The organism is Haemophilus sp. HMSC061E01, from assembly GCF_001810345.1.
In the GTDB taxonomy this organism is placed as follows: Bacteria; Pseudomonadota; Gammaproteobacteria; order Enterobacterales; family Pasteurellaceae; genus Haemophilus_D.
The window spans coordinates 116,651-128,858 of record NZ_KV800999.1 but is presented as its reverse complement, the minus strand read 5'-3'; the positions used below and the strand labels follow the sequence as shown (position 1 = coordinate 128,858).

At 38.9% G+C, this 12,208-nt stretch carries 6 protein-coding genes and 1 pseudogene; 4 read left to right on the top strand and 3 right to left on the bottom strand.

Annotated elements, in window-relative coordinates; translation table 11 throughout:
• Positions 1-91: 91 nt before the first annotated feature.
• From HMPREF2732_RS02685 to mfd, 4 genes and pseudogenes are all read left to right on the top strand, one after another.
• Positions 92-1,858, top strand: coding sequence for an ATP-binding protein (locus HMPREF2732_RS02685; protein WP_049384181.1), 1,767 nt, complete (start codon positions 92-94; stop codon positions 1,856-1,858).
• Between the two features lie 39 nt (positions 1,859-1,897).
• Positions 1,898-3,706 carry a tRNA(Met) cytidine acetyltransferase TmcA gene (locus tag HMPREF2732_RS02680; protein ID WP_083304338.1) on the top strand — a complete coding sequence of 603 codons (1,809 nt, stop codon included), beginning with the start codon at positions 1,898-1,900 and terminating at the stop codon, positions 3,704-3,706.
• Positions 3,707-3,719: 13 nt separating this feature from the next.
• Positions 3,720-3,875 (top strand): annotated as a pseudogene (locus HMPREF2732_RS09840) (DUF5363 family protein); the annotation flags it as partial.
• A gap of 116 nt (positions 3,876-3,991) precedes the next feature.
• Complete coding sequence (gene mfd, locus HMPREF2732_RS02675) at positions 3,992-7,429, top strand: transcription-repair coupling factor (protein ID WP_070590895.1); 3,438 nt, start codon at positions 3,992-3,994, stop codon at positions 7,427-7,429.
• Between the two features lie 51 nt (positions 7,430-7,480).
• Here mfd and gltS read toward each other — a convergent pair whose 3' ends face one another.
• Genes gltS through nirK form a run of 3 tightly spaced genes read right to left on the bottom strand, consistent with a single transcriptional unit; the run spans position 7,481 to position 12,192 of the window.
• Positions 7,481-8,695, bottom strand: coding sequence for a sodium/glutamate symporter (gene gltS, locus HMPREF2732_RS02670; RefSeq protein ID WP_070590880.1), 1,215 nt, complete (start codon positions 8,693-8,695; stop codon positions 7,481-7,483).
• Between the two features lie 36 nt (positions 8,696-8,731).
• Positions 8,732-10,987: a DNA topoisomerase IV subunit A gene (gene parC, locus HMPREF2732_RS02665; protein ID WP_070590878.1), complete on the bottom strand. Its 2,256-nt coding sequence runs from the start codon at positions 10,985-10,987 to the stop codon at positions 8,732-8,734.
• 11 nt (positions 10,988-10,998) lie between these two features.
• On the bottom strand, positions 10,999-12,192 hold the full coding sequence (nirK, locus tag HMPREF2732_RS02660; RefSeq protein WP_070590876.1) for a copper-containing nitrite reductase: 1,194 nt from the start codon (positions 12,190-12,192) through the stop codon (positions 10,999-11,001).
• Positions 12,193-12,208 lie beyond the last annotated feature (16 nt).

Sequence of the window (12,208 nt, the reverse complement as noted above, 5' to 3'; positions counted from 1 at the left end):
ACCCCGAGCTGAATGGCTTGGGGTTTTTGTTTATGGATTTTTATTAAAAATTATATAGAATGATCTCAATTTTTATTTCTCAATATAAACCATGAAAAACTTTAGATATTTTGCGCAACGTTATGTTGATTGGGTTATTCGATTAGGTCGAGTTCGTTTCTCTTTACTTGGTATCGCTATTCTTGCGATTTTAGCTATCTGTATACAAATCTTATTAAGTACGCTTCTTAGTGATGGTATTCACTGGAGTGACATTGCTCGCTCAATCACTTTTGGTTTATTTACTGCGCCTTTTGTTATTTATTTTTTTACACTACTTGTTGAACGACTAGAACGTTCCCGTCTAGAGCTCTCTAAAACACTTGCTCGATTAGAAAAAAATAGTCGTGATAAAAGTACCTTACTGGCAACAATTAGCCATGAGTTACGTACGCCTTTAAATGGGATCATTGGTCTTAGTCGAATTCTATTGGATGATAAATTAACAGAACAACAACAAAATTATCTCAATACAATTAATCTAAGTGCGGTCAGTTTAGGTCATATTTTTAGCGATATTATTGATTTAGATAAGATCGATTCTAAGCGTATTGAATTAAATATTCAGCCTTGCGATTTCCATTCACTACTTAATGATTTCTATAATTTTGGCACCTTGATGGCAGAACAAAAGGGGCTAAAATTCTCTTTAAAGCTGGATGATAATTTACCTAATTGGCTTTATCTCGATCGTGCTCGCCTTAGCCAAATTCTTTGGAATTTAATTAGTAATGCCGTCAAATTCACAGACAAAGGTGACGTTATTTTAAGGGTGCAGAAAATGCAAGATAATCAGTATCAATTTAGTGTTACTGATACGGGGGCAGGAATTGCACCTTGCGAATTAGATAAGATTTTTACCATGTACTATCAGGTTAAAGATAATATTCATCGTTCTGCGGGAAGTGGCATTGGTCTTGCAATTTCTAAGAATTTAGCTCAATTAATGCAAGGGGATTTAACGGTTGAAAGTGAATTGGAAAAAGGTTCAACCTTTTACTTAACGATCATTGCAGAAAAAGCGCAAGCTCATGATGGTAATGCTGAAAAAGCCATGCAGCATCTTTCTATTTTATTAGTAGAAGACGTTGAATTGAATATCGTTGTAGCCAAAAGTATTCTTGAGAAGCAGGGGCATTATGTTGATGTTGCGATGAATGGTGAACAGGCTATCCAATTATTTGAGAAAAATACTTATGATATTGTTTTTCTTGATATTAAGTTACCAGATATGTCAGGTTTTGATATCGCATACTATTTGCGTAAAAACTACGAAGAAGGGATTTACGATTTTCTTCCACCTTTAATTGCCTTTACGGCAAATGTAATGCACAGCGAAGAGGAATATCAAAATCAAGGTATGGATGGTGTGTTACGTAAACCTCTTTCTTTGACGGAATTACGTCAGTGTTTTAAAACCTTTTTAGGTGATGATATCGAGACTACCTCTGATGAAGAAGAGCTCCCTCAAGTTCAAGAAGGTATTAATATTTCACTTATTGAGTTAATTGGAAAATCACAAGCTAAAGCTAATGTAGAGTTATTCAAACAGTGGATGCCAATTTATTTAGATGAATTAGAAACGGCGTATGAAGATTATCTTACAAACGCAGATATGCAACAAATGGTGTCAGATGTGGCACATAAAATAAAAGGCGCTGCAGCATCAGTGGGGCTTGTTAATATTCAAAATATCGCAAAACAGGCTCAAGACACGTCATTACCTAATTGGGCATCTGATATTGCTTTATGGATAAAGCAACTCAGTAATGAATGGTCTCAAAATGTAGCTGAATTAGAAGCATATTTAGAAAAATAATTCATGACACGTCATTTTCAAATTTTGATCAGTGAGAATATGCCGTCTAATTTGCCGGCAAATACCTTGATCATTAATGAGTTTTCTAAAATTCAAAATCTTCTTGGGCAAGAGTTTGAGACGATCTTGTTTGATGCACGAAAAGGTATCCATTTAGAGGCGCTCGCCATTGCGGCCGGTACATTAAAAATGAATGGTGCCTTAATTGTTTTGCTATCAAATTGGGAGAAACTTCATTCCCAAATAGACGAAGATAGTCTTCGTTGGTCAGGTTCGCTTGAGGCAATTACGACGCCAAGATTTATTGCATATTTTAAGCATTGTATTCATAAATATGATTTTCCCGTCCTTTATCATCAAAATGATTTAAAGTTTGACCGCACTTTTCAGCAATTATTTGTAAACCACAATGCGACCTTAGATCAGCAGAAAACCATTGAGCAAATCTTACAAAAAGAATCTGAACTTTACTTTCTTACTGCCAAACGAGGAAGAGGGAAATCAGCTCTAGCAGGCTTATTAGCGAATCAACTGGATACTAAAATTTACCTCACAGCTCCAAATAAAAGTGCGGTCAATATTTTGGCTGAATTTTCACAAAAAGAAATTATCTTTATTGCACCAGATGCGCTTTTCCTTGCTTTGCAAAATGATCCTTCTTTTTCTGAAAATGCTTGGCTTTTTGTTGATGAGGCGGCAATGTTGCCGATTGCTCAACTCACTGCTTTTTCCCAGCATTTTAAGCATATTCTATTTACGACTACCATCCATAGTTATGAGGGAACGGGGCGAGGCTTTGAGCTTAAATTTAAGCAAAAAATTAACCGCACTTTTTCTGATTTTGAGCTTATTGAACCGCTGCGTTGGTCGAAAGATGATGCTTTAGAGGCGTTTATCGATGAGCTTTTATTATTGAATGTAGAGGATGACTTTAAACAAACGCCATACGATAAAAGCAAAATATGCCAAATTACTGAACGCTCACAAGAGGAAATACTTTCTTCATTGTCTCAATTCTATGGCTTGATGACATTAGCCCATTATCGTACATCACCATTAGATCTACGGCGATTGTTTGATGCTAATTCACAGCGTTTTTTTACCGCTGAAAATGAACAAGATTTATTAGGTGCAGTTTGGGCATTAAAAGAAGGCGGGATTGAAGATTCATCGCTTATAGAAGCCATTCAGCTAGGTACTAGACGTCCTAAAGGCAATCTTGTCCCGCAAGCACTTTGTTTTCATTCTCAGCTACAAAAGGCTTGTACATTACATTCTTTACGTATTTCGAGAATTGCGGTCCAGCCTATGTGGCAGCAGCATGGTATTGGTACACAACTTATTGAATACATCACACAAAATGCCGATCTGGATTATTTATCAGTGAGTTTTGGTTATACCAAAGAACTGGCTCAATTTTGGCAGAAATGTGGTTTTTCTCTTGTTTATTTAGGCGAGCATTTAGAGGCAAGTAGTGGCTGTTATTCAACTATCGCTCTAAAAGGGCTTTCTGCACAAGGGATTGAATTAGAAAAAGAAGCAACGCAATCTTTTCAACGGAATATGCCTTTGTCTTTCCATCCACTTGCTCAGGAATTTAATACCACATCAGTAGATTGGGAATTGCTTGATGAAGATTGGTTAAGTTTAAAAAATTTTGCTTATTTTTACCGCACTTTAGCTTCCGCTTTGCCGGCAATTCGTCGATTTTTAATGAATTTAGATGAAAAAGATTGCCCTTTAATGAGAGATTATTTCATCACAAAACAGATACCCTATAATAAGAAAAATGGGTTAAAATTATTACGTTCGGAAATTGCACAAAAATTAAAAAAGGAGGCAAAATGAGCGAACAAGAAAAAAAGGTTGGTTCCGTAAAGCGGTAGATGAATACAATAAATTTTGCAGTGAGCTTGGTTTAGATAAAGGTAGTTGTCGAGGTTGTATGCCACGCATTGAATTTGATGATGATGGTAAGGTAAAAAAAGAGAAACCACTAGAACCACTCAAAAAATAAGAGAAACAGGGTTAAATAACCCTGTTTTTTTATACAGATAATTATTGAAAAGTAGGGTGGATTTGTTAAACTAATCAGCTGTTCACGCAAAAATGAGATAAAAATTGACCGCACTTATGAAAACAACCTATTTTAATTTTGATATTCCGACTCAGCCCAATGATCATAAAATTCTTGGCAATGTATTAGCGAGTGCAGATGCACTTGCTGTTAGTGAAATTGCAGAGCAATACGATGGATTGACTGTGGTTGTGACACCGGATACCAAAAGTGCGGTTCGTTTATCACAAGTTTTACCGGATTTAACTTCTCAGCCCGTTCAGTTTTTTCCTGATTGGGAAACGTTGCCTTATGATTCTTTTTCTCCTCATCAAGAAATTATTTCTTCGCGTTTAAGTGCGCTATTTCATTTGCAAAATACTAAAAAAGGTATCTTTGTTTTACCGATTAGCACATTAATGCAACGCGTGTGCCCGCCGAAATATCTACAGCACAATGTCCTTCTGATTAAAAAAGGTGACCAGCTTGTCATTGAAAAATTGCGATTACAATTAGAGTCAGCAGGATATCGTTCCGTAGAGCAAGTACTAGAACATGGTGAATATGCTGTGCGCGGATCACTTTTAGATCTTTTCCCAATGGGAAGTGCGGTTCCATTTCGCTTAGATTTTTTTGATGATGAAATTGATTCGATTCGTACTTTTGATGTCGATACGCAGCGAACGTTAGATGAAATTCAATCTATTAATTTATTACCTGCACACGAATTTCCAACTGATGAGAAAGGCATTGAATTTTTCCGTACACAATTTAGAGAAACTTTTGGAGAAATTCGTCGTGATCCAGAACATATTTATCAGCAAATCAGTAAAGGCACACTAATCTCAGGGATTGAATATTGGCAGCCGTTATTTTTTGATGAAATGGCAACGTTGTTTGATTACTTGCCAGAAAAAACGTTGTTTGTGGATATGGAAACAAATCAAGCACAAGGTGAACGTTTTTATCTTGATGCCAAACAGCGTTATGAGCATCGCAAAGTTGATCCAATGCGCCCTCTTTTGCCGCCAGAACGTTTGTGGCTAAGCATTGATGCGGTAAATCATGCATTAAAAAATTATCCTAAAATTAATTTTAAAGTAGAAAAAGTGCGGTCATCTGTTCGTCAGAAAAATTTAGCGGTGTCCGCATTACCAGCCGTGACCATTCAATCACAGCAAAAAGAACCGTTATCGCAACTTCGTCAGTTTATTGAGCATTTTAAAGGAAATGTTCTATTTTCAGTTGAAACTGAAGGACGACGTGAAACCTTACTGGATTTACTTTCACCATTAAAAATTAAGCCTAAACAGATTAAAACCTTATCTGAAGCCAATCAAGACAAGTTTAATCTGTGGGTAAGTCGTCTTGAGCAAGGTTTTATTCTTGATGAGGCTAAACTCGCCGTCATTACAGAGCATGAAATTTTAGGCGAGCGAGTACAACAACGTCAGCGTGATAAACGTAAGGCGGTGAATCCGGATACCTTAGTGCGCAATCTGGCTGAATTAAAAATTGGGCAGCCTGTGGTACATTTAGATCATGGTGTTGGGCGTTATGGTGGCTTAGTGACACTCGATACTGGGGGCTTAAAAGCAGAGTATTTACTGATCAATTATGCGAATGAGTCCAAACTTTATGTGCCGGTTGGTTCTCTTCATTTAATTAGTCGCTATGTGGGGGGCTCAGATGAAACCGCACCATTACATAAATTAGGTAATGAATCATGGGCGAAAACGCGTCAAAAGGCCGCAGAAAAAATTCGTGATGTGGCTGCTGAATTACTTGATGTGTATGCCCAGCGAGAAGTGAAAAAAGGCTTTGAATTTAAATATGATCGTGAGGAATTCCAGCAATTTGCTGCAACCTTCCCTTTTGAAGAAACGCACGATCAAGCTATGGCGATTAATGCCGTCATTTCAGATATGTGTCAGCCCAAAGCAATGGACCGTTTAGTTTGTGGTGATGTGGGCTTTGGGAAGACGGAAGTAGCGATGCGAGCCGCATTTTTGGCAGTAATGAATCATAAACAAGTGGCTGTATTGGTTCCAACAACCTTGTTAGCTCAACAGCATTATGAGAATTTTAAAGATCGTTTTGCTAATCTGCCGGTTAATGTGGAAGTGCTTTCTCGTTTTAAAACAGCCAAAGAGCAAAAACAAATCTTAGAAAATTTAGCCGAAGGAAAAGTCGATATTCTAATTGGAACCCATAAATTAATTCAATCCGATGTGAAGTTTTCTGATCTTGGCTTACTTATCATCGATGAAGAACATCGCTTTGGTGTGGGACAAAAAGAGAAAATTAAACAACTTCGAGCGAATATTGATATTTTAACGCTTACCGCAACACCAATTCCTCGTACTTTGAATATGGCGATGAATGGTATTCGCGATCTTTCTATTATTGCGACACCACCGGCTCGTCGAGTGAGTATCAAAACGTTTGTTCGTCAGAAGGATGATTTAATTATTCGTGAGGCCATCCTGCGTGAAATTTTACGTGGTGGGCAAGTTTATTATTTACATAATGATGTGGCGAGTATTGAAAATACGGCTGAAAAACTGACCGCACTTGTACCAGAAGCTCGAGTCGTGATTGGTCATGGTCAAATGCGGGAACGTGAACTTGAACGCGTGATGAGTGATTTTTATCATCAACGTTATAACGTATTAGTCTGTTCCACCATTATTGAAACAGGGATTGATGTACCAACGGCAAATACGATTATTATTGAACGTGCAGATAATTTTGGTTTAGCTCAGCTTCACCAGCTGCGTGGACGAGTGGGACGTTCTCACCACCAAGCTTATGCCTATTTGCTTACACCACCGCCAAAATTAATGACGAAAGATGCGAAACGTCGTTTAGAAGCGTTAGAAAGTTTAGATAATTTAGGCGCGGGGTTCATTCTTGCAACACATGATTTAGAAATTCGTGGTGCAGGTGAATTATTAGGTAATGAACAAAGTGGACAAATTGAAAGCATCGGTTTTTCGCTTTATATGGAATTGCTTGATGCAGCAGTCAAAGCCTTAAAAGAGGGGAGAGAGCCTTCATTAGAAGAGATTACACATCAGCAAGCTGAAATTGAGCTACGTGTTCCAGCTTTATTGCCAGATGATTATCTTGGCGATGTGAATATGCGTTTGTCATTCTATAAACGCATTGCGGCAGCGGAAAGTAAACAAGAGTTAGATGAATTAAAAGTTGAATTAATCGACCGTTTTGGTTTGTTACCTGAGGCAACTAAAAATCTTTTACAAATTGCTGAAATGCGTTTAATGGTGAAACCATTAAAAGTATTGAAAATCGATGCAGGAGCTCAAGGTGGCTTTATTGAATTTTCACCTTCCGCAAAAGTTGATCCTGAAAAATTCATTAAACTGATTCAACAAAATCCAATTGTTTATCGCTTTGATGGTCCATTAAAATTTAAGTTTGTGAAAGCACTTCCAGAAAACAAAGTGCGGTTAGAATTTGTGATGGATTTAGTGAAGACGCTGACTGAGTAGCAAGTAAATAAAAAGGCTGACAAAATGTCAGCCTTTCTTTTTTACCTTTTATTAGTGAAGCGCTTCAACAACGCTTAAGAACATTTTTAAGATACCGGCATTTAATAAGTCGATAAAGAATGCCCCTACCATTGGTACGATTAAGAACGCTTTGTGAGAAGGTCCGAAACGGCTAGTAATTGCTTGCATGTTAGCAACGGCTGTTGGTGTTGCACCGAGACCGAAACCACAGTGACCCGCACTTAATACAATCGCATCATAATCTTTACCCATCATACGGTATGTGACGTAGATAGCGAAGAAAGCCATGAAGACAACTTGAACTGCTAAGATAATTAATACATCTGTTGCAAGACCTGCTAATTCCCAAAGTTTGAGAGACATCAAAGCAATCGCTAAGAAGATAGATAAACCAACGCTACCTAGTACGTCAATTGCTGAATCAGCCACTTGGAATTTGAATAAGTGGGTTAAGCTGTTACGAATGATTACACCTGTAAATAAACACCATACGAATGTTGGTAATTGAATGTGTGTACCTTTTGTTAAGCCATCTAAATATTGACCAATGAGTAAACATAAAGAAAGCATTGCGATAGTTTCAATGATTGAGCGAGAATTTATTTTACGTTTGTAAGTTGGATGCTCAAATGCTTCTTGTACGTCATCTACTTCATCATTCTCTGGGTTTTCACCTTGTTTTTGACGATTTAATAAATAACGAGAGACTGGACCACCTAAGATACCACCGAAGACTAAACCGAATGTGGCACATGCCATGGCGATTTCTGTTGCAGCAGGTAGGTTAAATTCTTTAGTGAATGTTTCTGCCCATGCCGCACCTGTACCATGACCACCGGTTAGGGTAACTGAACCTGCAAGTAAACCATAAGCAGGATCAATACCTAATAATTGAGTACCTAAAATACCGATGACATTTTGGCAAACAATGAGTATTGCGGCTGCAAATAGGAAGATAACTAATGGTTTTCCGCCTTTAATTAAGCGAGCAAAGTTTGCACTTAAACCGATAGAGGAGAAGAAGACTAACATCATCGATGTTTGTAAGCTTTTCTCAAAGGTAAATGAGGTGCCGTTTACTTTGTATAAAATGGTTAATGCAATAGCCACAATAAAGCCGCCAACAACAGGCTCAGGGATATTGAATGTTTGTAAAACGCGAATACGTTTTACTAGAAAAAAACCAAGTAATAATACAAAACTTGCTAAAGCAAGCGTTTGATAGGTATCAAAAACAATATTCACGAAATATCCTCCTATTTAGTTTGGTTTCGAGAATTCTTATGAGTTGTGTTCAGGTTCAACCACCACAATGTCAACATTGCTATGTAATCCACGTGGTAATTGGGAGCCTTTTCTGCCGCGTTCCGCTCGGAATTTTTGCAGATCTTCCGGTTTTAATGTGATTTTTCGTTTACCGGAATGGAACTCAAGGCTGGCTTGCTCTGAAATTAAGAACAATTTCACCAATAATTCTGACCGCGCTTTTGCATTCGCTGCTGGAATACTGATGATTTTGTTGCCTTTCCCTTTTGATAATGCCGGTAAATCCCGTACCGGAAAAATCAGCATTCGACCCGCTGAAGTGAGGGACACAAGAAGTGAGGTCGACTCGGAAAGTGTCTCAGGTTTCAAGACTTTCGCATTTTCTGGCAAAGAAATCAAGGCTTTTCCTGCTTTATTACGTGCAATTAAATCTTCAAATTTGCAAATAAAACCGTATCCTGCATCTGATGCCATCAATAATTCTTGTTTTTCAGGCTCCATAATAACTTGTTCAATGGTCGCACCTGCCGGTAATGTAAGTTTACCGGTGAGCGGTTCACCTTGTGAACGCGCAGAAGGTAAGCTTAATGGATCTAAAGCATAGCTACGACCGGTACTATCAATAAAAATCACCGGTTGATTACTTTTACCATAAGCGTGCGCCAGATATTTATCGCCTGCTTTATAGCTTAATCCTTCCGGATCAATATCATGACCTTTCGCACAGCGAACCCAGCCCATTTCAGATAAGATGACAGTAACAGGTTCAGCTGGCGTCATTTCACTTTCAGAAATCGCTTTCGCTTCTTCACGTTCAACTAATTGAGACATTCTAGGGCTGGCGTATTTTTTCGCATCTTCTTGAATTTCTTTTTTGATCAAAGTATTTAGGCGACGCTCAGATCCTAAAATTAACTCTAAATTTGACCGCTCTTCTTCGAGTTTATCTTTTTCAGCTTGTAATTGATGTTCTTCTAATTTGGCTAAATGGCGTAAACGTAAGTTTAAAATGGCTTCAGCCTGTTCATCACTTAAGTTAAAGCGAGCCATTAAAACTTGTTTAGGTTCGTCTTCAGTACGAATAATCTCAATCACTTCGTCAATATTGAGGAAGGCGATCATCAAACCATCTAAGATATGCAAACGAGCGAGTACTTTATCTAAACGATGTTGTAAACGACGCGTTACTGTTGTGCGACGGAATGTCAGCCATTCAGTGAGGACTTGAAGTAAGCCTTTCACGGCCGGTTTATGATCAAGCCCGATCATATTCATATTCACACGATAGCTTTTTTCAAGATCCGTCGTCGCAAATAAATGCGCCATCAAGGCATCAGTATCAACACGATTTGAACGTGGCACAAGCACGATACGCACAGGGTTTTCATAATCTGCTTCATCACGAATATCTTCCACCATTGGCAATTTTTTCGCCGTCATTTGCTCAGCGATTTGTGCAATGATTTTTGATGGAGAAGATTGATGAGGAAGTGCGCTAATGATGATTTCACCGTCTTCTTTATGCCATGTTGCACGCATTTTGATAGAACCACGACCGGTTTCATACATTTTGCGAATATCATCTTTTGGTGAAATAATTTCCGCTTCAGTTGGGAAATCCGGGCCTTGAATGATATTGAGTACATCATCTAATCCTGCTTTTGGATTATCTAATAGCATAACAGCGGCATCCGCCACTTCATTAATATTATGTGGTGGAATATCGGTTGCCATCCCGACGGCAATCCCGGTGGTGCCGTTTAACAGAATATGAGGCAAACGTGCAGGCAAATATTGAGGTTCTTCTAAGGTACCATCAAAGTTCGGTTGGAAATCAACAGTGCCTTGGCCTAATTCAGATAATAAAATTTCAGAGATTTTGGACAGGCGAGATTCGGTATAACGCATTGCCGCAAATGATTTAGGATCATCTGGCGCCCCCCAGTTTCCTTGCCCATCCACCAAAGGATAGCGATAAGAAAAGGGCTGAGCCATTAAAACCATGGCTTCATAACAGGCGGAGTCACCATGCGGATGGAATTTACCTAACACATCACCGACGGTACGTGCAGATTTTTTAAATTTCGCTGCAGCATTTAACCCCAATTCAGACATCGCATAAACAATACGACGTTGGACAGGCTTTAAGCCATCACCAATAAAAGGCAATGCACGATCCATGATGACGTACATTGAATAATTAAGATAAGCCTTTTCTGTAAAGGTGCGAAGTGGCATCTGCTCGATGCCTTCGTAATTAATATTGCTCATATTCTTCTAATCTATTTTCTGGTTGCACCGGAACTCGCATCAGAATGTTCGTGATGAGAATGCCCCATATCCATTCCTTTATGACTGTCAATTTCGTAAGGAACAGGTTGTGGTTTTTGTGGATTGGCTTCTTTAAAGGCTTCGTCTTTTAGTTTTCCGGAATAAATATTCGGATTTTTTTCGCCTTCGACCACGATTTGTCCCATCGTGCCTTTATTTACAGCACGGAAAATCGAGTGATCCATAAAGACATAAGTGCCCGGTACATCAATTCGTGTTTCCACCATGGTGGCACTGCCGGATGGAATCAGGGTAGTTTGAACATTATGATTAACAAGCGTACCGCCTTCCACATACACATTATCAAATACAGCACCAATTAAGTGGAAAGAAGAGCATAAATTTGGTCCAGCATTTCCTACAAATAGACGAATGCTTTCACCGGTTTTCGCTTTTAAGGCATTTCCGTCCATAGTTGCACCGACTTTACCGTTGAAGAGGACGTATTCAGGGCGTTCATCAATGGCTTTTTGCATACTGAATGGTTGCAAGCCAGGCTCGCCAAATTCACCTTTGGTATAGAATTCACTTTGCATAATGTAAAATTCGCGATCCACTTTTGGTAAGCCTTCTTTGGGCTCAACTAAAACTAAACCATACATCCCTTTGGCAAGGTGAATATCCACAGGCTGACTGCCACAGTGGTATAGATAAATTCCCGAACGTAACGCTCTAAATTGGAAGGTTGATGTACGCGTTGGTGGTGTTTCACTTGCGAGTGCTCCGCCCATTGGTACGGCTGCAGCATGGAAATCGATACTGTGTGGCATCATTGAACTCGCTGAGTTGGAAAGTTGCACTTCCACCATGTCGCCTTCGCGCACACGAATAAACGGCGCAGGCACGCTCCCATTTAATGTCCAAAATTTAAATTGCACACCATCCATTAAATCCATAATTTGCTCAAGTGCGGTCAGTTTTACCACGACTTTTGCTGGATAGTTACGCTCAATCGGTTTTGGCACATTGGGCGCAAGCGTCAGTTCAGCTTCAATCTCTGGTAAATTCTCAACTGCAGTGGTTGCTGTATTTGAGGCTTTTTCTTCTGCTTGAGCAGAAGGAATAAGGCTTAAACCAGCACCTAATGTAATTGTTGCTAGGCCTAGTGCACTGTTTTTAAAAAAATCTCGACGTTGTTCGTTCATGATTGACCTCAAATAA